The sequence below is a fragment of the Flavobacterium sp. 20NA77.7 genome (assembly GCF_031326205.1).
Classification (GTDB): domain Bacteria; phylum Bacteroidota; class Bacteroidia; order Flavobacteriales; family Flavobacteriaceae; genus Flavobacterium; species Flavobacterium nakdongensis.
This window is the reverse complement of record NZ_CP133721.1, coordinates 1,074,426-1,097,503: the sequence shown is the minus strand read 5'-3', so window position 1 is coordinate 1,097,503 and position 23,078 is coordinate 1,074,426. Positions and strand designations below refer to the sequence as shown.

25 protein-coding genes and 1 tRNA gene are annotated in these 23,078 nt (G+C 31.0%); 14 read left to right on the top strand and 12 right to left on the bottom strand.

The features are described 5' to 3' along the window. The first annotated feature begins 174 nt into the window (after positions 1–174). Positions 175–873, top strand: coding sequence for an IS1 family transposase (locus RF683_RS04890; protein WP_309533073.1), 699 nt, complete (start codon positions 175–177; stop codon positions 871–873). A 2-nt stretch (positions 874–875) separates the two neighbouring features. On the opposite strand, the gene RF683_RS10280 is transcribed toward RF683_RS04890, so the two are convergent. The 6 genes from RF683_RS10280 to porX all read right to left on the bottom strand — a co-directional run bounded on the left by RF683_RS10280 (position 876) and on the right by porX (position 5,040). Beyond that, positions 876–1,094, bottom strand: a complete 219-nt coding sequence (locus RF683_RS10280; RefSeq protein ID WP_408733696.1) for a GIY-YIG nuclease family protein — start codon at positions 1,092–1,094, stop codon at positions 876–878. 82 nt (positions 1,095–1,176) lie between these two features. Next, positions 1,177–1,251, bottom strand: a tRNA-Val gene (locus RF683_RS04885). Between the two features lie 81 nt (positions 1,252–1,332). Next, the gene (locus tag RF683_RS04880; RefSeq protein WP_309533072.1) at positions 1,333–1,719 is read right to left on the bottom strand and encodes a DUF4258 domain-containing protein; all 387 of its coding nucleotides are present in this window, start codon (positions 1,717–1,719) and stop codon (positions 1,333–1,335) included. A gap of 33 nt (positions 1,720–1,752) precedes the next feature. Further along, complete coding sequence (locus tag RF683_RS04875) at positions 1,753–2,949, bottom strand: alanine dehydrogenase (protein WP_309533071.1); 1,197 nt, start codon at positions 2,947–2,949, stop codon at positions 1,753–1,755. A gap of 57 nt (positions 2,950–3,006) precedes the next feature. Beyond that, the gene (gene tsaE / locus RF683_RS04870; RefSeq protein ID WP_309533070.1) at positions 3,007–3,423 is read right to left on the bottom strand and encodes a tRNA (adenosine(37)-N6)-threonylcarbamoyltransferase complex ATPase subunit type 1 TsaE; all 417 of its coding nucleotides are present in this window, start codon (positions 3,421–3,423) and stop codon (positions 3,007–3,009) included. A gap of 63 nt (positions 3,424–3,486) precedes the next feature. Then, entirely contained in the window at positions 3,487–5,040 is a 1,554-nt protein-coding gene (porX, locus tag RF683_RS04865; RefSeq protein WP_309533069.1) for a T9SS response regulator signal transducer PorX, read from the bottom strand. Between the two features lie 147 nt (positions 5,041–5,187). Between porX and RF683_RS04860 the strand changes: the two genes are divergently transcribed. The 8 genes from RF683_RS04860 (at position 5,188) to RF683_RS04825 (ending at position 12,754) form a co-directional block, all read left to right on the top strand. Next, entirely contained in the window at positions 5,188–6,414 is a 1,227-nt protein-coding gene (locus RF683_RS04860; RefSeq protein ID WP_309533068.1) for an HD domain-containing protein, read from the top strand. 37 nt (positions 6,415–6,451) lie between these two features. Next, positions 6,452–7,474: a UDP-3-O-(3-hydroxymyristoyl)glucosamine N-acyltransferase gene (gene lpxD, locus RF683_RS04855; protein ID WP_309533067.1), complete on the top strand. Its 1,023-nt coding sequence runs from the start codon at positions 6,452–6,454 to the stop codon at positions 7,472–7,474. A gap of 3 nt (positions 7,475–7,477) precedes the next feature. Then, positions 7,478–8,872: a bifunctional UDP-3-O-[3-hydroxymyristoyl] N-acetylglucosamine deacetylase/3-hydroxyacyl-ACP dehydratase gene (locus RF683_RS04850; protein WP_309533066.1), complete on the top strand. Its 1,395-nt coding sequence runs from the start codon at positions 7,478–7,480 to the stop codon at positions 8,870–8,872. Positions 8,873–8,875: 3 nt separating this feature from the next. Continuing rightward, complete coding sequence (gene lpxA / locus RF683_RS04845) at positions 8,876–9,664, top strand: acyl-ACP--UDP-N-acetylglucosamine O-acyltransferase (RefSeq protein ID WP_309533065.1); 789 nt, start codon at positions 8,876–8,878, stop codon at positions 9,662–9,664. Between the two features lie 32 nt (positions 9,665–9,696). Next, positions 9,697–10,257 (top strand): elongation factor P, encoded by a 561-nt coding sequence (efp, locus tag RF683_RS04840; RefSeq protein WP_298656643.1) that lies wholly within the window; start codon positions 9,697–9,699, stop codon positions 10,255–10,257. Positions 10,258–10,335: 78 nt separating this feature from the next. Continuing rightward, complete coding sequence (locus tag RF683_RS04835; RefSeq protein WP_309533064.1) at positions 10,336–11,265, top strand: UDP-3-O-(3-hydroxymyristoyl)glucosamine N-acyltransferase; 930 nt, start codon at positions 10,336–10,338, stop codon at positions 11,263–11,265. A gap of 103 nt (positions 11,266–11,368) precedes the next feature. After that, on the top strand, positions 11,369–12,241 hold the full coding sequence (gene sucD / locus RF683_RS04830; RefSeq protein ID WP_309533063.1) for a succinate--CoA ligase subunit alpha: 873 nt from the start codon (positions 11,369–11,371) through the stop codon (positions 12,239–12,241). An 84-nt stretch (positions 12,242–12,325) separates the two neighbouring features. Next, on the top strand, positions 12,326–12,754 hold the full coding sequence (locus tag RF683_RS04825) for a hypothetical protein (protein WP_309533062.1): 429 nt from the start codon (positions 12,326–12,328) through the stop codon (positions 12,752–12,754). 57 nt (positions 12,755–12,811) lie between these two features. Here the strand turns inward: RF683_RS04825 and RF683_RS04820 are convergent, their stop codons facing one another. After that, positions 12,812–14,005 (bottom strand): cytochrome-c peroxidase, encoded by a 1,194-nt coding sequence (locus RF683_RS04820; RefSeq protein WP_309533061.1) that lies wholly within the window; start codon positions 14,003–14,005, stop codon positions 12,812–12,814. 121 nt (positions 14,006–14,126) lie between these two features. Here RF683_RS04820 and fabG point away from each other — a divergent pair, with 121 nt between their 5' ends. Both fabG and RF683_RS04810 read left to right on the top strand, forming a co-directional pair. Continuing rightward, positions 14,127–14,873 (top strand): 3-oxoacyl-[acyl-carrier-protein] reductase, encoded by a 747-nt coding sequence (gene fabG / locus RF683_RS04815; RefSeq protein WP_309533060.1) that lies wholly within the window; start codon positions 14,127–14,129, stop codon positions 14,871–14,873. A 45-nt stretch (positions 14,874–14,918) separates the two neighbouring features. Continuing rightward, a complete protein-coding gene (locus tag RF683_RS04810; RefSeq protein ID WP_309533059.1) occupies positions 14,919–16,946 on the top strand; it encodes a hypothetical protein in 2,028 nt (675 codons plus the stop codon). A gap of 3 nt (positions 16,947–16,949) precedes the next feature. Here the strand turns inward: RF683_RS04810 and RF683_RS04805 are convergent, their stop codons facing one another. Further along, a complete protein-coding gene (locus RF683_RS04805) occupies positions 16,950–19,019 on the bottom strand; it encodes an LTA synthase family protein (protein WP_309533058.1) in 2,070 nt (689 codons plus the stop codon). Between the two features lie 51 nt (positions 19,020–19,070). Between RF683_RS04805 and RF683_RS04800 the strand changes: the two genes are divergently transcribed. Beyond that, positions 19,071–19,556: a DUF2231 domain-containing protein gene (locus RF683_RS04800; protein ID WP_309533057.1), complete on the top strand. Its 486-nt coding sequence runs from the start codon at positions 19,071–19,073 to the stop codon at positions 19,554–19,556. After that, positions 19,549–20,226, top strand: a complete 678-nt coding sequence (locus tag RF683_RS04795) for a DUF2461 domain-containing protein (RefSeq protein WP_408733695.1) — start codon at positions 19,549–19,551, stop codon at positions 20,224–20,226. Before RF683_RS04800 ends, RF683_RS04795 begins: the two co-directional genes overlap by 8 nt. A gap of 16 nt (positions 20,227–20,242) precedes the next feature. Here RF683_RS04795 and RF683_RS04790 read toward each other — a convergent pair whose 3' ends face one another. Next, on the bottom strand, positions 20,243–20,629 hold the full coding sequence (locus RF683_RS04790) for a glyoxalase (protein ID WP_408733690.1): 387 nt from the start codon (positions 20,627–20,629) through the stop codon (positions 20,243–20,245). Positions 20,630–20,659: 30 nt separating this feature from the next. Here RF683_RS04790 and RF683_RS04785 point away from each other — a divergent pair, with 30 nt between their 5' ends. Continuing rightward, positions 20,660–21,070 (top strand): NUDIX hydrolase, encoded by a 411-nt coding sequence (locus tag RF683_RS04785; RefSeq protein ID WP_309533055.1) that lies wholly within the window; start codon positions 20,660–20,662, stop codon positions 21,068–21,070. Between the two features lies 1 nt (position 21,071). Here RF683_RS04785 and RF683_RS04780 read toward each other — a convergent pair whose 3' ends face one another. From RF683_RS04780 to RF683_RS04770, 3 genes are all read right to left on the bottom strand, one after another. Continuing rightward, entirely contained in the window at positions 21,072–22,301 is a 1,230-nt protein-coding gene (locus RF683_RS04780) for a mechanosensitive ion channel family protein (protein ID WP_309533054.1), read from the bottom strand. Positions 22,302–22,308: 7 nt separating this feature from the next. Further along, the gene (locus RF683_RS04775) at positions 22,309–22,587 is read right to left on the bottom strand and encodes a DUF3817 domain-containing protein (protein ID WP_309533053.1); all 279 of its coding nucleotides are present in this window, start codon (positions 22,585–22,587) and stop codon (positions 22,309–22,311) included. 109 nt (positions 22,588–22,696) lie between these two features. Next, positions 22,697–23,059, bottom strand: coding sequence for a hypothetical protein (locus RF683_RS04770; protein WP_309533052.1), 363 nt, complete (start codon positions 23,057–23,059; stop codon positions 22,697–22,699). Between the last annotated feature and the right edge of the window lie 19 nt (positions 23,060–23,078).

Below are 23,078 nucleotides of genomic sequence, written 5' to 3'. Positions count from 1 at the left end.
CAATCGTTTGGGGTTTATTATTATTTATCAAAAGCGGTAATGTAACAGATTTAGTGATGAACACTTTTAAGGTGTTTAATGAGTTGATAATCAATAAAAATCAAAAATAATTGTAAAAAAGATGGGCTATGTAGTTCATCTTTTTTTATGTTTAAAGGGCTTAAATCAAATAAAATGGAAAAAAATGACACCTCGTGTTGCAGATTTAGTGATAGCAAAATTTGTCCTTGTTGTAGTTCAAATCAAATTATAAAAAATGGTTTTACTGGGAACAAGAAACAACAGTTTATTTGTAAATCATGCAAAAAGAGATTCATTGATTTTTATACTTATAAAGCCTATAATCATTGGGTAAACAAAAGCATAATTCAATTTACAAAAGAAGGCCTTGGAATAAGAAGCACGGCAAGAATTTTAAAAATATCAACTACAACTTTATTAAAGAGAATAATTACAATTGCTAAAAACACACATCAGCCCCTTATCAGTAAAGGAAAAACGTACGAAGTTGATGAAATGTACACTTACATTAGAAGTAAGCGAAATTATATATGGTTAGTCTATGCTCTGGAAAAAGAATCAAAAAATATAGTAAGTTTTAATGTTGGTAAGCGAACCAATAAAACTTTAAGACGTGTTGTGGAAACATTAATCCTTTCCGAAGCAAAAAAAATATGCACAGACAGATTAAAGAATTATAAATTTTTAATTGACGAGAGAATGCATTCGGTAAAGAGATTTGGTACAAATCATATTGAAAGGAAAAATCTAACGTTGAGAACTGCTCTTAAAAGATTAAATAGAAAAACAATTTGTTTTAGTAAAAGTCAGGCAGTTTTGGTTTCTATTCTGAAAATTTATTTTTGGAAATGAATTTATCCATTAAAACTTAACTCTAGAAATTCAAAATTTTTCGATTTTTCCAAGATTTGATTTGTTTCTCTTTTAACAGATTCTTCTTTTGAAGAATAATTTTCAGTATAAACGATTGTCCAATCATTAAAATTACCAGTGAAACCTTTATTATTTTGATTGTGTCGAATTAATCTTTCTTCTAGATTAGAAGTAAAACCATTATAAAACGTGTCTTTTATAAAGCTGTAGAGGATGTAAACCTATAAAGGTATATAACAAAATCTAGGAGTATAAAAAAAGTCCTTATTTCTAAGGACTTTGTGGGCGATGAGGGGTTCGAACCCCCGACCCCCTCGGTGTAAACGAGGTGCTCTGAACCAGCTGAGCTAATCGCCCCAATAAATGCCCTACATTAGTGTAATGCGAGTGCAAATATACATTTGTTTTTTATTTCTACAAGTATTTTTAAAGAAAAAGTTAATTTATTTTTACTTCTTCTAAAAGTACCCTATTGCTATAATTGATTACAATAAATGTAACATTTTTACTAGCAGCTAATTGCGATTCAATAACGTATTTTTTGCCTTTCTTATAAGGTAGGTTACTTTTAGAAAAATCTACATCACCATTTAAAATAGCTTGATCAATTTCTTTCAACGTAGTTACCTTTTTAGCGAGTAAGTCATTCACTTGTTTACTCGTTTGAAAAGGCTTGCTTCTAATGTCTTTTAAAACTCTGCAATTAGGAAAATAACAAAAATAAACACCTCGTGAAGCTGCTTTTGCACTTAAAAATTCTCCAACAAAATAAAACCCAATGGTTAACCCAAAAATATAAAAGGCTAATTTATAACGTAAGGACATACTTTTTTTTGCAAATATACTTAAAAATAGAAATTAAAAAACTAATAAATTAATATCTCTATGATCCAAATCAAACCAATCTGCAATAGGTTTATTCGTTAGTATGCCATGATAACTGTATATGCCGTGTTTTAATCCCATATCACATCGTATAGCAGTTTCAATACCACCATCATCTGCTATATTTATTAAAATTGGAGATAGGATGTTGCTTATAGATAAACTTGCCGTTTTAGAATAGCGAGAAGGAATATTAGGAACACAATAATGAATCACATTGTTTTTTATAAACGTGGGCTGCTCATGTGTTGTGATTTCAGATGTTTCAAAACAACCTCCAGAATCAATGCTTACATCTACAATAACAGCACCTTTTTTCATGTATTCTACCATCGTTTCGGTAACAACTATAGGTGTTCGGTTTTTGCCACGCATAGCGCCAATCGCTACATCACAACGTCTCAGTGCTTTTAGTAAGGCTTTGTCATGAATCGTGGAAGTGAAAATACGCTGATTCAACGCGTTTTGTAAACGTCTTAATTTGGTTATGGAATTGTCAAATACTTTTACATTGGCACCCAAACTGATAGCTGTTCTTACGGCATATTCTGCAACTGTACCTGCGCCCAAAATTACTACCTCTGTAGGTGGAACACCAGTAATATTACCAAACAATAATCCTTTTCCATCATGGTTGTTAATCATTAATTCGGCAGCAATAAGAACAGAAGCCGTTCCAGCGATTTCACTTAATGATTTTACTGCAGGATAAGAACCATCATCATCTTTTATAAATTCAAAAGCTAAAGCCGTAATTTTTTTAGCATTCAACGCTTCAAAATAGGCTTTCTTTTGTGTTTTAAGTTGAATAGCAGAAATCAATATAGCTTCCAGATTCATCCATGAAATTTCTTCTAAAGTAGGTGGTTCTACTTTTAAAATAATCGGGCAACTAAAAACTTTTTTTGTGTCGTTAGTAACTTCGGCACCTGCTTGTGAATAATCAGCATCAGAAAAACTAGAATGTATTCCAGCTCCTGCTTCAACCATAACACGATGGCCATGACTAACTAATGAACTCACAGCATCAGGCGTTAAACAAATTCTTCTTTCTTGGTAAGATGTTTCTTTGGGAATACCAATAAAAAGCTGACTTTTATGTTTAGCTACTTCTAATTTTTCTTCTTGAGGAACAAGTTCTTTGGCCGAAAAAGGACTGTAAATTGCCATGATTATTCTTAATTTTGAAGCAAGTTAGCTATTTTTTTTGTAAAACAATAAAAGCACTTAGTCATTTTTTAAAACCAATTCCCTTTTTCCGTTGGGTAAAACTTGAATTTGAATTGAAGCGTGGTCTAACGGAATGAGATGAGGGATTTTTTCAGGCCATTCAATAAAACACCAATTGTCTGAATAAAAATACTCATCTATTCCCATATCATATGCTTCTAATTCATCTTTAATGCGGTACAAATCAAAATGATATACAACTTCATTTGTTTGTGTTTCATATTCATTAACCAAGGCAAATGTAGGGCTGCTAGATGTACCGATAACGCCTAATTCTTTAGCTAATTCCTTTATTAATGTTGTTTTTCCTGCGCCCATTTGTGCGTGAAACGTAATTACTTTTTTTAAGTTGGGCGTAGCTAATATTTCTTTTGCAATCGTATTTATTTCTTCTAAACTAAATGTTTTTTTCATTTTTGTGGGGATAATGTTCAGGGTTATTGGCTTGTACCTAATATTCTTAACTTTTTACCAATTCTACTTTGGATTTAAAACAATACATGGAATAATCATTTCTTCTAATGAAATTCCGCCGTGCTGGTAGGTATTTCGATAATAGCTAACATAGTGATTGAAATTGTTAACATAAGCTAAGAAATAATCATTCTTTGCAAAGATAAAAGAACTTGTCATGTTTATAGAAGGTAGGCCAATTTTTTTAGGATCTTTAACTGCAAAAACGTCTTTATCTTCATAGGATAAACTTCGTCCTGTTTTATAACGTAAATTTAAACTTGTGTTTTTATCACCAATAACTTTTGACGGATTTTTACAATTTATTGTACCGTGGTCAGTTGTGATAATTAATTTAAAGCCGTTTTGTTGTGCCAATTGTATAAGTTCTAAAAGAGGTGAATTTTTAAACCAGCTCAATGTTAACGAACGGTAAGCTTTGTCGTTTGATGCCAATTCTTTAACGACTTCCATTTCTGTTTTTGAATGTGACAACATGTCTACAAAATTGTATACAATGGTGGTAAGATCATTCGTCTTTAAAGATTTGAAATTGTCTACTAATTTTCGTCCATCACGCTGATTTACAATTTTGTAGTACTCTTGTTTAACAGAAAGTCCTAAGCGTTTTAATTGTTCGGTTAAAAATTCAGCTTCGTGCATGTTTTTCCCGCCTTCATCTGTATCATTTTTCCAATATTGCGGGTATTTTTTTTCCATATCTGCAGGCAATAATCCTGAGAAAATGGCATTTCTAGCATATTGTGTAGCTGTAGGTAAAATAGAAAAATAACTTACTTCTTTTTCGGGTTTATAATGGTTCAAAACTAAACTTTCAAACACTTTCCATTGATCATAGCGTAAGTTATCAATAACAACAAATAGAATAGGTTGTTCTTTTTTACGTAATTCAGGAGCTACTAGCTCACCAAATAATTGGTGTGATAATATGGGTTTATCTGCATTGGGTTCAAACCAATCTTCATAATTTCGTTCAATGAATTTGCCAAATTGAACATTTGCTTCGTTCTTTTGACTTTCTAATATCGAAATCATATTTTGATCTTCAATATTTTCTAATTCAATTTCCCAGTAAATCAATTTTTTATATAATTCTACCCAATCTTCATAGTTGTTTACCTGAGCTAATTCCATCGCAATTTTTCTGAATTCTTTTTGGTAATCTAACGTTGTTTTTTCAGAAACTAATCTCGAATGATCTAAATTCTTTTTTAAACTTAATAGTATTTGATTAGGATTAACAGGTTTTATTAAATAATCAGCAATTTTACTACCAATTGCTTCTTCCATAATATATTCTTCTTCACTTTTAGTAATCATGATAATAGGGGTAGAGGATTTAAATTCTTTCATCTCAGAAAGCGTTTCTAACCCTGAAAGACCAGGCATATTTTCATCTAAAAAAACAATGTCAAAATTGGTTTCTTTAAATAAATCAATAGCATCTTGTCCATTATTACATGTGGTAACGGAGTAATTTTTTTGTTCTAAGAAAAGAATGTGCGGCTTCAATAAGTCTATTTCGTCGTCAACCCAAAGGATTTTTATGTTACTCATGTGCTTTATAATTTAGTTGCAAGTTACTTATAGTAAACGTTATTTTTCTTAAAAATTGTTTAAATGTTTTATATTTCATTTTTACAGCTCACTTTACTTTATTTTAAAGGTCTTTTTCTTTATATTTGTTTTTCAAAATGAATACTTGTGAGCCAAATCAATAAATTAAAAATACTAAATGATCCTATTTACGGATTTATTACCATACCAAATACGTTACTTTACGACCTCATTCAGCATCCTTACTTTCAACGATTACGAAGAATAGCGCAAATGGGATTGTCTTATTTGGTTTATCCTGGCGCTCATCACACCCGTTTTCATCATGCCTTAGGTTGTATGCATATCATGCAAAAAGCGGTCCAAACGTTACGTTTTAAAGGAGTTTTGATTTCTGAGGAAGAAGAAAATGCATTATACATTACTATTTTGTTACATGATATAGGCCACGGTCCCTTTAGTCATGCCTTAGAACATAGTGTGGTTGAAGTGCATCATGAAACCTTATCGTTGCTTTTTATGGAGCAATTGAACAAAGAATTTAACGGGCAATTAGCTTTAGCAATTCAAATTTTTAAAGGAGAATATCCTAGAAAATTTATGCTTCAACTTATTTCCAGTCAATTAGATATGGACAGAATGGATTATCTTAAAAGAGATAGTTTCTATTCAGGTGTGAATGAAGGAAATATCAATAGCGAGCGTCTTATTCAAATGCTAAATGTGAAAGACGATGTATTGGTTATGGAGGAAAAAGGAATTTATTCTATTGAAAAATTTCTTATGGCACGAAGATTAATGTATTGGCAGGCTTATTTACATAAAACAAGTGTAGTAGCAGAATTAATTTTGACCAAAATTTTAAAAAGAGCAAAAGAACTTATACAAAAAGAGAGTACACTTTTTGGCAGTCCTTTCTTGTTGTATTTTATGGAAAATCAATTAAGCACTTCTGAAATTGATAAAGATGTGTTAGATAAATTTTCAAATTTAGATGATTATGATGTTATGGGTGCTATAAAACAATGGCAGTTTCATGACGATTTTGTGTTGTCAAATTTATGTAAAATGATTATCAACAGACATCTATTAAAAATTGAATTAAATGATGACAAAATAAACAAAGACAAATATTTAGGTTTAAAAAACAAATACAGCAAACAATTTGGGATTACCGAAAAAGAAGTTGCTTATTTTGTTTTCAAAGGGAAGTTAAAAAATGAAGCTTACAGTAAATCGAGCGAACCTATTAGTATCTTGAAAAAAGACGGTAGTGTTGAGGATATCGTTGAAGCGTCTGATCAAATGCATTTGAAAGCCTTGTCAAAACCCGTGACAAAATATTTTATTTGTTACCCAAAACTCATCGATTAAATGTAGGTATTCATTTTATTTTATTATTTTTGCACCAATGAAATTTACAGCGCAACAAATAGCAGGTATTTTAGAAGGAGAAATTATTGGAAATCCTAATGCCGAAGTATATAAATTAGCCAAAATAGAAGAGGGAACGGAAGGTTCTTTAACTTTCTTAGCTAATCCTAAATATGTAAATTATATTTACACTACAAATGCAACTATTGCTATAGTAAATAAATCTTTTCAACCCGAACAACCCATCAAGGCAACTTTAATAAAAGTAGAAGATGCGTACCAATCATTTTCTAAATTATTAGAATATTACAATCAAATTAAGTTAATGAAATCGGGTATAGAACAGCCTTCTGTTATTTCGGAAGGAGTTACTCATGGATCAGATTTATATTTGGGAAGTTTCAGTTACATTGGCCAAAATGTAAAAATTGGTAACAATGTGAAAATTTATCCCAATTGTTTTATTGGCGATAATGTAGAAATAGGCGATGATTGCGTCTTTTTTGCAGGCGTTCGCATTTACTCCGAAACAGTTATTGGTTCGCGTGTTACAATCCATTCAGGCACTATAGTAGGCGCTGATGGTTTTGGTTTTGCGCCACAAGAAGATGGAAGTTATAAAAAAGTTCCACAAATTGGCAACGTAATTATTGAAGACGATGTAGAAATCGGATCTTGCGCCACAGTAGACAGAGCTACTTTAGGTTCTACAATTATAAGAACGGGTGTAAAATTGGATAATCAAATTCAAGTGGCACACAACGTAGAAATAGGCGCACATACTGTTATAGCTGCACAAACTGCCATAGCAGGTTCAACAAAAATTGGTAAAAATTGTATGATTGGCGGACAAGTGGGTATTGTGGGGCATATTACTATTGGTAATGGTGTTAAAATACAAGCACAATCTGGAGTAGGTAAATCACTAAAAGATGGTGAAACTGTTCAGGGAACGCCAGCATTCGGGTATGGTGATTTTAGCAAATCTTATGTGCATTTTAAAAATTTACCTAAGATTGTTAGAGAAATTGAAGATATAAAAAAAAATAATATAAAGTAAACTATGGTGAAGCAAACTACCATTGGAAAAGAAATTTCATTAACAGGTGTAGGATTACATACGGGTCAAGAAGTGACTATGTCTTTTAAACCAGCTCCTATTAACAATGGAATTACATTTGTGAGAATGGACTTAGAAGGACAGCCTGTTATAGAAGCAGATGCAACTTATGTTGTAAATACACAACGTGGTACTAATTTGGAAAAATTAGGTGTAATGATTCAAACGCCTGAGCATGTTTTAGCTGCGGTAATTGGTTGTGATATTGACAATATAATAATTGAACTTAACGCATCTGAATTACCAATAATGGATGGTTCATCAAAATATTTTGTTGAAGCTATAGAAAAAGTAGGTATTGTTGAACAAGACGCACCTCGAAAAGTATATGTTGTAAAAGATGTGATTTCTTATACTGACGAAGCCACAGGAAGTGAAATTACGGTTATCCCTAGTGAACAATATTGTGTAACAGCTATGGTTGATTTTGGAACTAAAGTACTAGGAACCCAAAATGCAACAATGAAAAGCTTGTCTGAATTTAAAACAGAAATTGCAGATTGTAGAACATTTAGTTTTTTACACGAATTAGAGGCGCTTTTAAATAACGGTTTAATAAAAGGGGGTGACTTAAATAATGCAATTGTTTATGTTGACAAAGAAATTTCAGAGGAAACAATGGAAAATCTTAAAAAAGCGTTCAATAAAGATAAAATTTCCGTTAAACCAAATGGTATTTTAGATAATCTTACACTACATTATCCAAATGAAGCTGCTCGACATAAATTATTAGACGTTATAGGTGACTTAGCTCTAATTGGAACAAAAATTCAAGGAAAGGTAATTGCAAATAAACCAGGACATTTTGTCAATACACAATTTGCTAAGAAAATTGCTAAAATTATTAAAATTGAAGAACGCAATCAGGTTCCTACATACGATTTAAATAAAGAGCCTCATTTAGATATTCATGGTATTATGAATCTGTTACCACATCGTCCGCCATTTTTATTAGTGGACAAAATATTAGAATTATCGGATACACACGTGGTAGGGTTGAAAAATGTAACAATGAACGAACCTTTCTTTGTAGGACATTTTCCTGGAGCGCCAGTTATGCCAGGAGTATTACAAGTTGAAGCTATGGCGCAAACTGGTGGTGTGCTAATTTTAAGTACAGTTCCAGATCCTGAAAATTATTTAACGTATTTTATGAAAATTGATAACGTTAAATTTAAAAGTAAAGTATTGCCAGGCGATACCTTAATTTTTAAATGTGATTTAATTTCTCCTATTCGAAGAGGCGTTTGTCACATGCAAGCTTATGCTTATGCAAATGGAAAGTTAGTTTCAGAGGCAGAACTGATGGCGCAAATAGTAAAAGTAAAAAACGATTAAATTATGAATCAACCATTAGCATATATACATCCCGGAGCAAAAGTAGCTAGAAACGTAGTGATTGATCCTTTTACAACGATACATAATAATGTTGAAATTGGAGAGGGAACATGGATAGGCTCAAATGTAACTATCATGGAAGGCGCTCGAATTGGTAAAAATTGTAATATTTTTCCAGGATCAGTAATTTCTGCAGTGCCACAGGATTTGAAATTTGGAGGAGAAGATTCGTTAGCTATCATAGGAGATAATACTACTATTCGTGAATGTGTTACCATAAATAGGGGAACTGTTGCTTCTGGTAAAACTGTTATTGGAAATAATTGTTTAATTATGGCTACAGCACATATTGCTCACGATTGCCATATTGGAAACAATGCTATTATTGTTAATGGAGTAGCATTAGCGGGTCATGTAACGGTAGGTAATTTTGCAGTTATAGGTGGCCTTGCAGCTGTACATCAATTTATTTCTATTGGTGACCATGCAATGATATCTGGTGGAAGTTTAGTTAGAAAAGATGTCCCTCCTTTTACTAAAGCTGCAAAAGAACCTCTTTCTTATGTGGGCATTAATTCAGTCGGATTAAGAAGAAGAGGATTTACTACCGAAAAAATTAGAGAGATTCAAGACATATATAGAACCTTATATCAAAAAAATTATAATACTACTCAAGCGTTGAGCATTATTGAAGCAGAAATGGAGGCTACACCTGAACGTGATGATATTATCCATTTCATTAGAAATTCCTCACGTGGTATTATGAAAGGGTATACAGGAAGTGCATTATAAATTAAAATTAAAATAAAAATAAATAAACCATTATGGCTACAACAGCAGATATTAAAAACGGGTTATGTATAAAATTTAACCACGATATTTATAAAATTATAGAGTTTTTACATGTAAAACCAGGAAAAGGACCAGCTTTTGTAAGAACTAAATTAAAATCTTTAACAAATGGAAAAGTATTAGATAATACATTTTCTGCAGGACATAAAATTGATGTAATTCGTGTAGAAACACATACATTCCAATATTTGTATAATGAAGGAGTGGATTTTCATTTCATGAATACCGAATCTTTTGAACAAATTACATTAAATAGAGATGTATTAGATGCTCCTGATTTATTAAAGGAAGGAACTAATGTAATGGTTCAAATTAATACTGAAACAGATATGCCTATTGCGGTTGATATGCCACCAAGTATAATTCTTGAAGTTACTTATGCAGAACCTGGTGTAAAAGGAAATACAGCAACTAATGCCACAAAACCTGCAACAGTAGAAACAGGTGCATCAGTAAACGTGCCTTTGTTTATTAATGAAGGAGATAAAATTAAAATCGACACGGCTACTGGAAAATACATGGAAAGAGTATAGTTAACGTACTTAGTAACTAGTGAATTTATATTTTAACTAGAAATTCACTGTGTATGATTCACTAATAACTAAGAAAAAATGAAATTTAACAAAGTATATACGTTAAGACAAATTGCAGAAATCATCAATTCTAAATTTATAGGAGCTGATGATTTTCCTGTTTTAGGCATGAATGAAATTCATGTGGTAGAACCAGGCGACATTGTATTTGTTGATCATCCAAAATATTATGAGAAAGCCTTACAATCTGCTGCTACCATTGTTTTAATTAATAAAGAAGTAGCATGTCCAGAGGGAAAAGCCTTATTAATTTCTGACGATCCTTTTAGAGACTTTAATGTGCTAACTACTTATTTCCGACCATTTACAAGTAGTAGTGTAGCTATTGCTGCTACAGCTAAAATTGGCGAAGGAACGGTAATACAACCAAATTGTTTCATTGGAAATCAGGTGTCAATTGGAAAAAATTGTATCATTCATGCCAATGTAACCATATATGATCATTCCATCATAGGTGATAATGTAATTATTCATTCAGGAACTATACTTGGTGCCGATGCTTTTTATTATAAAAAGCGTGCTGAAGGCTTTGATCAATTGTTATCTAACGGTAGAGTAGTAATAGAAGATAATGTGGGGATAGGTGCATTATGTACAATAGATAAAGGCGTTACAGGAGATACAACTATAGGCGAAGGAACAAAAATTGATAACCAAGTGCATATAGGCCACGATACTCGTATTGGAAAAAAATGTTTAATTGCAGCACAAACAGGAATAGCGGGTTGTGTAATTGTAGAGGACGAAGTAACATTATGGGGTCAAGTAGGTACTACAAGTGGTATAACAATAGGGGAAAAAGCCGTAGTGTTAGGTCAAACAGGTGTTACCAAGTCAATTGAAGGTGGAAAAACGTATTTTGGTACCCCAATTGAAGAATCACGAGAAAAATTAAAACAATTAGCTAATATTAAGAGGATACCTGGTCTAATTGAGAAATTAAAATAAGGATATTAATTTAGCAAAACTATTTAAAAAAAGGTCTGAAAAAATTCAATTATTTCTACCAAAAAACTTACTTTTGCTACGCATTTAAAAAATAAATAACATCATGAGTGTTTTAGTAAATAAAAATTCAAAAATAATTGTTCAAGGTTTTACAGGAAGTGAAGGTACATTTCATGCCTCACAAATGATTGAATATGGAACAAACGTTGTAGGTGGTGTAACACCAGGAAAAGGCGGTTCAACACATTTAGATCGTCCTGTTTTTAATACTGTTAAAGATGCTGTTGATAAAGCAGGAGCAGATACGTCAATTATCTTTGTTCCACCAGCATTTGCTGCTGATGCTATTATGGAAGCTGCTGATGCGGGTATTAAAGTAATTATTTGTATCACTGAAGGAATTCCTGTAGCTGATATGATTAAAGCTTATGATTTTATAAAAGAAAAAGATTGTAGATTAGTTGGCCCTAACTGTCCAGGAGTAATCACTCCAGAAGAAGCAAAAGTAGGTATTATGCCAGGTTTTGTTTTCAAAAAAGGTAAAGTAGGTATTGTTTCAAAATCGGGTACATTAACCTATGAGGCTGCAGATCAAGTTGTTCGTCAAGGTTTTGGAATTACAACAGCTATTGGTATTGGTGGTGACCCAATTATTGGAACAACTACAAAAGAAGCAGTTGAACTATTAATGAATGATCCAGAAACAGAATTAATCATTATGATTGGTGAAATTGGAGGTCAATTAGAAGCTGATGCTGCAAAATGGATTAAAGCTGATGGTAACAGAAAACCAGTTGTAGGATTTATTGCTGGAGAAACTGCCCCTAAAGGAAGAACTATGGGTCATGCTGGCGCTATTGTAGGTGGTGCAGATGATACTGCAGAAGCTAAAAAACGTATCATGAAAGAAAATGGTATTTATGTAGTGGATTCACCTGCAGAAATTGGTAAAAAAGTAAAAGAAATATTAGGATAATCAACAGATACATTAAGTATCCAATACAAATCATAAAGCTCCATCGGTTTTACACTAGATGGAGTTTTTAATTTAATAAACTATATGTATAAAGAGTTAAAAAAATTTAAAAGTACAAATCATTTCAATTACACTACAGACGATCAGTTAGATCAAGTTTGTAATGCTCCAGAATTAGGTGCAGGTATATTTTTAGTGTTTGATGTAAAAGGAGAAGAAAAAACGTTACTAATGGTTGGTTCAACAGGAACTGTGCAAAATAACGGAGATTTAAAAGCTAAAAACGGAGGTCTTTTTGATAAAATTGTGAATGGTAGTCAATTTAAAAAATCTGCCAGAAAATTTTCATGGCCAACGCAAATGAAAAAAGAAGAAATAACAGCATTAGAAGTACATTGGTTTGAAACATTTAATGTAAAAAATAAAAGCATTCCTACTTTTGTTGAAGCACAAATACTTCAATTGTTCTTTGAAGAAAATAATTGTCTTCCTAAGTGGAATGTTGCTTTTTAAAAATAAAAAAGTCCCGATATATCGGGACTTTTCTTATATAACTATTTTATTGTCTAATTAATTAGGAAAAGGATTAGACCATTTTGTATTTGTATAAACATTTGTTCCTGTCAATGTCTGTAAAAAAGCTACAACAGCCTGAACTTCTGTATTTGTTAAATTTAATTGCTGACCTATGCCTCCTGGAGTTAATCTAGGATCTAAATTTGTATTTCCTGGAGCGATGTTAATGTTTCCATAATGGCCAATAGCTTGTTGTAGAGAGGTGAAATTAGCCGTATGCATTAATCTTCCATTAAGTGTTCCCGACGGATTAATTAGATCTCTCAAAGATGGCGCTTTTGTATTTGTAACATCTATAGTTCCTGCTGAGCCAATGACACCTATAATGCCGTTGTTTTTTGTTAATGGATCAATATCAAACTCTGGTGCTCTATGACAGCCAGCACAACCTAAACCTCCTCCAGTTCTTGAACCATTTGCATTAAATGTAGGTGGAGTTAAAAATAAATTTTTACCTTGATTTTCTTGTGCTGTGAAATTTGCAAATGGCGCACCGTCATTAGGTGCAGTTGCACGACCTACATCATATTTTGAATCAAAAGATTGAATACTTCTAATGAATTGTGCTAATGCATTTTGAATTCTAGCTTCAGTAATTGTTTCTGTTCCATAAACAAATTTAAAAAGTTCTTTGTAGTAACCAATTGCACTTAATTTAACTATTAAATCTGAAAAAGACTGGTCTCCATTTAAGCCACTATAACCCATTTCTCCATGGTCTTTAATTGGCATAGTAGTTTGTGTTTCTAAATTGGCTGCGCGTTCATCCCAAAAATACTTAAGTTCTGTTGCAAAACGGTTATTAACTAAACGCATAGAATGTCTCCCGGTTGTTGCATTTACTCCTTGACTAGCAATAGCATCATCACCAAAGGCTAATGCTTGTTTGTGGCAACTTGCGCAAGCAATGGTGTTACTTGTTGATAATTTCTTGTCATAAAATAAAACACGACCTAACGTTGCTGCTTTATCAGTAATTACATTCCCATTTGAATTGTCTTTTGTTATATAAGCGGGTACTGTTTGATTCGCATAATTTTGTAAATTATTTAAATCCAAATTAGTTCCAAAGGTTGCAATTACATTTGGATAAGAATCGGTCGGGAGGGTTTCATAATTATCATCTTTATTACAAGAAATAAATAAAAAAGATGAAAATAAGGCTAATAGTAAATTTTGTTTTTTCATAGATTTTGGTTTTAATTTACAAGTTTAGACAAAAAAAAAATAAAAAGGTTTAATGACTTTAAAATATTATTATATTTGATGATTATATAAAATTGATAATCGTTTTTTTAAATAGTTAATTATGAAATTATTAGAAGGAAAAGTAGCCATAATAACTGGTGCTAGTAGAGGTATTGGTAAAGGAATTGCCGAAATATTTGCGCAACATGGTGCTCATGTAGCTTTTACATATAGCTCATCTGTAGAATCGGCAATGGCTTTAGAAAATGAATTGAAAAAATTAGGGGTAAATGCCAAAGGGTATCAATCTAATGCTGCAAATTTTGATGAAGCACAAAAATTAGTAGATGATGTTATAACTGATTTTGGTACCGTTGATATTTTAATTAATAATGCAGGAGTAACAAAAGATAATTTATTAATGAGAATGTCTGAAGAAGATTTTGATGCTGTAATTGAAATCAATCTTAAGTCTGTATTTAATATGACAAAAGCAGTGCAAAAAATCATGTTAAAAAATAGAATAGGATCTATCATAAACATGAGTAGCGTTGTAGGTGTTAAAGGCAATGCTGGTCAAGCTAATTATGCAGCATCTAAAGCAGGTATGATTGGATTTACAAAATCAATCGCACTTGAATTAGGTTCAAGAAATATCCGTTGCAATGCTATTGCTCCAGGATTTATAGAAACTGAAATGACTGCAAAATTAAATGAAGATGTTGTTAAAGGTTGGAGAGAATCTATTCCTTTAAAGCGAGGCGGTTCACCAGAAGATATTGCGAATGTTTGTGTGTTTTTAGCTTCTGATATGAGCGCTTATGTTACAGGACAAGTATTAAATGTTGATGGTGGAATGTTAACTTAAAAAAAAACAACTATACCACAGCTAACAAGTAAGTATTACTAAACAATGACTTCAAGCACAATTTTTTTACTTTTTTTATCAGTACTTATTGCTGCTAGTTTGTCATTTTATCATTATCTATTTAGAGCCAATACACAGTTAAAATCAAACTGGATATTGGCTCTATTACGTTTTTTTTCAATTCTATGTTTATTAGTATTATTAATTAATCCAACATTTACTCGAAAAACTACGGAACTATCTAAAACACCGTTAGCCCTTTTAATTGATAATTCAAGTTCAATAAAAGAATTAAAGTCAAATAAAACAGCGCTAAATGTATTGGATAAAATTTTAACGAATAAGGAAATAAGTGAAAAATTTGCTGTTCAAAAATATCTTTTCGATAAAGATTTTGGGTTAGATAAACCCATTGATTTTGAGGGAAAACAATCAAATATTGATTTGGCTGCTCAGAATTTAAAACAATTATACAAACATAACGAATTGCCAATAGTATTACTCTCTGATGGAAATCAAACAATTGGTAATGATTATGAATATAGTTTTCAAGAAACAGCGCGCGTTTTTCCAATAGTACTTGGCGATACAACTTCAAATTTTGATTTGAAAATAAGTCGGTTAAATGTGAATAAATATGCTTTTCTGAAAAATAAATTTCCAGTAGAAGTCTTTTTACAATACAACGGTACTAAACCTTGTACGGCTACTTTCAGTATTCAAAAAGAAAAAAATAAAGTTTTCAATCAAACAGTTGCATTTTCTAAAACAAAGAAAACAGTCTCGCTAGAGATTCTTGTTGAAGCCAATAAAATAGGTTTGCAAAAGTATAAAGCCATACTTTCTTCCACTTATAAAGAAAAGAACACCTATAATAACGTTAAAAACTTTGCTGTAGAAGTGTTGAATCAACAAAAAGAAATAGCTTTAGTTTCTGATATTACTCATCCCGATTTAGGTGCAATTAAGCGGGCTATTGAATCTAACGCACAACGTAAGGTAAAGATATATAAATCTAAAGAAATCAGTGATTTAAAAAATATTGATTTATTGATTTTATACCAGCCTACTTCGGCTTTTAAAGTTATTATTGATGCCAATGTAAAGCAGCAAATTAATACTTTTATTATTACAGGTATTTCAACAGATTTCAACTTTGTGAATCAAATTCAAAATGATTTGCAATTTAAAATGACACCTCAAACAGAAAATTTTACTGCAAATTATCAATCTAGTTTTCAATTGTTTGCACAAGAAGATATTGCATTTTCTCAATTGCCCCCTCTAACTCATAAATTTGGTAAAATAATTGCTAAAAATCAAGTAGAAACAATGATAAAGTCTTCTGTTAATGGTGTTTCTTTTGAAAATCCGATACTTACTTTTTCTGAAAATAACACTAAAAGATCGGCTTATTTACTGGGTGAAAATATTTGGAAATGGCGCTTAGAAAGTTATTTGTTCAAAAAATCATTTGAAGATTTTGATTTATTTATGAATAAAATTATTCATTATTTATCGACTAATTCTTACAAGAAAAACTTGCTAGTTACACACGAACAATTTTATAATTCAGGTGAAACAATCGTTATTGAAGCACAGTATTTTAATAAAAATTATGAATTAAATAAAGAGGCTAATTTAACTATTGAATTAAAAAATTCTCGAACGAATGCCGTAAAAAAATATAATTTTTCATCTTCAAATCAAGGCAACATAGTAGAATTTGATGGATTAGAGCATGGAAATTATTCTTTTACTGTTAAAGAAAATACTTCAGGTGCAAGTTATTCAAGCAGCTTTGAAGTGCTTGATTTTGATGTAGAGAAGCAATTTACTAATCCCGATGTGGTAAAATTAAATGCATTAGCTACCAAAACAAATGGTCAAACGTTTTACCCAAATCAAATTGAACAACTTATTAAAAAATTATTAGATCCGTCAGTCTTTCTTCCAACGGAAAAAGAAATCATTAAAAAAACACCACTAATTGATTGGGTAACACTTCTAATCATATTAGCTGTATCACTAGCAACGGAATGGTTTTATAGAAAATACAAAGGATTACTATAAAATTTATTTTTTAGTTACTTGATATTTCTTTGCTTTTAATAAAGAAGTTGCCGTTTGATAATACGCAATTGTTTCTTTTTTTAGTTTTTCATTTGGTGAAGTAAGTAACTTTTCATTGAAATAGAGTTCAAATGGATTTGAAGTCTTAGGCATTATTTCAAATTGTTTTATTTTTTTTACAGGAGAAATAATTGTTAAATGATTTTCTTTTATATACCCTAAATCCTGATAGGTTGCAATAAACGCTCTTGGTTGATACAAAGGACTAAATACATTTTCTCCAAAAAATTTAGAGGTATAATTGAAGTTAAGCAAACTCATTGCGGTAGGCATTAAATCTATTTGTGACATCAACGTATGGCATTGTTGAGGCTTGATAAATCCTGGTGCATATATGAAGGCGGGAATTCTATATTTATCAACAGGAAGTTCTGTTTTTCCTGAACTTGATGCACAATGATCTGCAACGATAACAAAAACCGTATTTTTAAACCAAGGCTGCTTTTCGGCCATGGCAAAAAATTGTTTTAATGCAAAATCAGTATATTTTACACCACCACTTCTTGATTTTGAATCGGATGGAATGTCAATTTTTCCTTCTGGATAGGTAAATGGTCTATGATTACTTACAGTCATCCAATGATTAAAAAATGGTTTTCCGGTTTTATGCTCTTTATTCATTACTTGGATTGCTTTTTTAGCCATATCTTCATCACAGACTCCCCAAATATTTGAAAAACTTACTTCATTAGCTGCAAAATTTGCTTTATCAACTACATCGTACCCGTTTCCTCCAAAAAAATCTTTCATATTATCAAAGAAGGCATCTCCACCATACAAAAACTTAACTTGATAGCCCTTCTCTTTAAAGATACTTCCTGTGCTAAATTTGTTTTTGTTATCAAGGCGTTTTACAATGCTTTCTCCAGGAGTAGGAGGTAAGCACAAAGTAACGGCTTCTAGCCCTCTAACGGTTCTATTACCTGTGGCATATAAATTAGTGAAAAACAAGCTTTTTTGAGCTAATTCATCTAAAAAAGGTGTAATGTTTTCTTGATTTCCATAACATTTCATAAACTCAGCACTTAAACTTTCAACCGTAATTAAAACCACATTTTTATGCATTTCATTACCTTGTGTAGTTGAAGTATGGTTGTATTGATAAGTGGTATATTTTTTCAGCTCATTTTCTGGTAATGTGTCATAAAATTTTATAAAATCTAATTCGCTATTTTTGAAAGCCAAATAAAATTTATAAGTTCCATTGCTTTGCAGTTCATTTGTAAATATATTATTTGTATTTTCTTGTTTAGCTAAAAAAGGAATGCTAAAAACCGCAACACAAATCAACCCTATTTGCATTAGAGAAATTTTAAGTTTACTACTAAAATCTGGTAAATTTGCTAAATATGACTTTGAATGTTTTACAATAAAATAGGTAGTACCTATTGCCAATATACCTACACCTGTAAATAAAGGAACAACAGGATATGACTCCATTATATTGCCAATTACAGTGTTGGTGTAAACCAAGTAATCTACGGCTATGAAATTAAAACGAACCCCAAATTCATTCCAAAAGAAAAATTCGCTTACCGCATTTTGAATAATGAGAAGAACAAATAAAAATAGGGTAACTGAAAATAAAGCAAGTCTAATTTTTCCTCGATATTTTTCTACAAATAAAAGCAATCCAAAAAATAGGGTTTTAAGTCCTACGAATGCCAGTCCAATTTCAGGTAAAACGCCTCCGTATTCAGATAATATACTTTTTCCAGACAAAATGTAAACGAATAAAAGTATAAAAAATGAAAAAATATAGTAGCCGTACGGTTTTTTAAATTTTGAATTGGAAAGAAATAATAAATACAACCAAAGCAAACTTCCAATGAAAATGAAAATAAAAAAGTCTGAAAGTAATCCAAAAATGAATATCTTTACATAGTCTATAAATGAAAAATTGCTTTGTGTAATGGGATGTATTAACAATACAATTCTGGTAATAAATCCTATAATTAAATAGAATAAAGCGATGTTTTTATAGACTAGATAATGCTTTAAGATAGTTTTCATGGAATGAAATAGTATTAGGGAGTAAAGATATAAATTTTAATCTAAATAAGTATGAATGACGCACATTTACACATGGTGGTAAACCATTTTCCACTTATTGGTGGTATTTTTGGAATTGCAATTTTAGTAGTTGGTTTTGGCTTTAAAAATGAAATTATTAAACGAGTTGCTTATGTTGTTTTACTCACAAGTTCTCTTTTTACATTTGCTAGTATGTTTACTGGAGAAGGAGCAGAGGAGTTGGTTGAAGAACTTCCAAATGTTGGTCATCAAATCATACATGAGCATGAAGAAATTGCAGAAAAATTTGCACTATTAATGTATGCTACGGGGCTATTTTCATTAGCTGGACTATTTGCCAGCTTAAAAAATAAATCATGGAATCAAATAGTTGCTGTTTGTACGTTAGTTTGTGCTGTGGGAAGTGCTGTAGTGGCAAAAACTGTGGGGACTTCTGGTGGAGAAATTCGTCACACTGAAATTAGAGCTAATCAAGCCACAACACCTGCAATAGAATCTGAAGAACATGATGACTAAGTTGATGTTAGACCAAGAACTATTTGATTTTTTAAATGACTTACAAGCAAATAATAATCGAGAATGGTTTGCCGCGAATAAAAAACAATTCCAGCTTCAAGAACAAAAAGCTAAATCTTTTTTTGAAAGCATTTATTCAAAATTAGAGCAGGTAGATAGTATTGAGAAAATGCAAATTTTTAGAATTTATAGAGATGTGCGTTTTTCAAAAGATAAATCGCCTTATAAAAATCATTTTTCGGTGGGATTTAGTAGAACAAAACCCTTGTTACGAGGCGGTATGTATTTACATATAGAAAACAATGCAAGTTTTGTTGGTGGTGGATTTTGGGCACCAAATGCAGATGATTTATTTCGAATAAGAAAAGAAATTGAATTAGACGCCTCCGAATTAAATGCTATTATTTCCGCTGATACTTTTGTTACTTATTTTTCTTGTTTGAAAGGTGAGGAGTTGAAAACTGCTCCAAAAGGATTTGATAAAACTCATGAAGCGATAGCACTTATTCGAAAGAAACAATTTTTGTTAACTAGAAATTTTACAAATAAAGAAGTTTTATCACCTAATTTCAGCGAAGAAGTTATTCAAACATTTTGTGCTATGCGTCCGTTTTTTGACTACATGAGCGATGTGTTGACTACTGATTTAAATGGTGAAAGTTTATATTAATATAGCAGCTATTCACTTATATAACCATACTCTGGCTTTTTAAACGCTCAATAACTAAATTCATCATTCTTTTGTTTAAGTTTGATGAATTTTTTATATAATCTTGAAATTCTTCTAAACTAAATAAACCAATAACGATACCTTTTATCGTGTTTCTAAACTTAATGTCTTTTTGGATAACATTTTCTATATAGGCTTCTTTTTTTTCTGGAGAGAGTGAAAAAAATACACCTTTTTGCTTACTTGCATAATTTCTAAAAACTTCTAGTAATAGTTCATTTTGCCACTTTAATATAGGTCTAAGTGTTTGGTTTTGAAACTTTTCCTCCGGTAACGAAGAGGCTAATTCATTACCAAAAGGCATTGATTTAAATTGGTTTAACCATTCTTCTCTAGCACTCATTTTTTTGTTTTAAATTTACAAAAAAAATCAATGACAAAATATATTTCAAAAATTTTCCTAACTGTTGATGTGGTGGTTTTCAATGAAAATCGTAATGAAATTTTATTAATTAAACGAAAAAACAACCCTTTTAAAGACTGTTGGGCGTTGCCTGGTGGTTTTGTAGATGAAAACGAAGACTTAGAGGAGGCGGCCAAACGTGAACTGAAAGAAGAAACAAATGTGACTGTGAGTGAAGTTATTCAAATTGGTGCTTTTGGAAAACCAGGTAGAGATCCGCGCGGACATATGGTTTCTATAGCGTTTAGCGCACAATTAACTAGTCAACAAGATATTAAACCTTTAGATGATGCTAAAGAAGTTAAATGGTTTTTTATCAATAATTTACCTGATTTAGCTTTTGATCATGAAGAAATAATTAATAAAGTAATTAAAATTTAAATTAATTATTTTTTGAAGGTTGTAATTCAAAAAGTTCTAAATCAAAATAACCAATAGATGCCACAATATGATCAAAAATATCAGACATAATGTATTCGTAGTTTTCCCATACTTTATCATTACTAAAACAGTACACTTCAAGCGGAATCCCTTTTTCAGTTGGTTGTAAATAACGAACCATCAATAACATATCTTTATTAATGCCTGGGTGAGACAAAATATATTGCTGGATGTATTTTCTAAAAACCCCTAAATTAGTTAGGTTTCTACCGTTTATCTGCAAGCTTTTGTCTATATTATGACTTTGATTAAATTTGTCAATATCGTGTTGACGTTTATCTAAATAGTTGGTAATTAAACTAATTTGTTTTAATCTTTGAATGTCCTCATCTTTTAAAAAGCGAACAGAATTCCCTTTAATTAAAATATGTCGTTTAATTCTTCTACCATCAGAATTAATCATCCCTCTCCAATTTCTAAAACTATCTGAAATTAAGCTATAGGTAGGAATAGTAGAAGTAGTGTTATCAAAATTACGAACTTTTACTGTAGCTAAGTTGATTTCTTCTACATCACCATCAGCGCCATATTTATCTACTGTAATCCAATCTCCAATTCTAACCATATCATTGACAGTGACTTGAATACTTGCTACAAATCCTAAAATAGTATCTCTAAATACTAAGATAATAATGGCCGAAACTGAACCAAAAGCAGTTAATAGTGTACCTTTTGTAGTATCAAATAGGATTAAAATAAAAGAAATTGCACCATATACCCACATCATTATCATAATGACTTGGATATAGCTGTCTATAGGTTTATCTTTATATTTTGGTTGTTCTTTTAAATAATCCTTAAGGGAATTGAAAATACTTCGTATAATAAGAATGGAAAGTACAATAATATTAAACTTTACTAGTTTGCCAAAAAATGCTTCCCAATAGACAAATTTATCTAAAACTATAGGGACTTTTTTGTATATATAATAAAGCGGAACTAGATGTGCAATGTACTTAGCTGTTTTATTTGCAACCAAAAAATCATCAAAACTTGACTTTGTTCGAATAGCAATAAGGGCTAAAATAACGATTAATACTTTTTTGAAAACATAATCTAATACATACGCAATGATAGCTAAAACAAGTAAATTAACCACTAAATTAGCATATAACGCTAGAGTAGGGTTAACATTTTTTAAAAGGGGTTCAGCAATATCAAATACTTTCATATACAAATTATTTTAAATATTTTGCATCAATGTAAAATGTTCCAAAAGGAAGAAAAGAGGCCAAAATAATAACACTAAGATCTTTGAAATTCCATTTTTTATCTTCTTTAAGTAAGAAGGCTAATACAATGTAAAGTATAAATAAGATACCATGTGCCATACCAATGGGCTTTAATAGTAATTTGTATAAGTCAACATTCAGTGGCTGAATAACTAACATATTTACTAGTAAAACTAAAAAAGAAACACCTTCAGAAAGGGCTGTGTATTTAAAAGATTTAAGCATAATAACTCATTTAAGTTACAACAAAAGTAGTAGTACTTACACAATTAAAACAATTTTGGATAGCTAAATTACTGTTAAAATAGCAGCAATATTATTATGTAAAATAGAATTAATATGCTAAGAATGCTTTATTGTATTCTTTTAAATCTAATAAATTATTTGCTTTTGTAGCGTCTTGTGTAAGCGCAATAAAATAAGCTAAACTTTCTAAATCATTTTCTTTTGAAAAATTAAAAGAAGTAATTTCATCTTCAGAAGTTTCGTCTGCTGGAATTCCAATGTAGAAAGCTTTTTGATTTTCTAAATGTTCATAAGCCAATCTCAAGGCTTTTGTTAACACAGGATTTTTTTCTCCTAATGAAATGGTTCGTAATTCTTTTAAAGTTTCAATAATTGTTTCGCAACCAAATTTTTTAGCTGTTAATTCTTTTTGAATTTTTTGAACGAGGGCAAGGGCAGTTTTATTTTTCAAAATGTGTTATTTTTAAGAC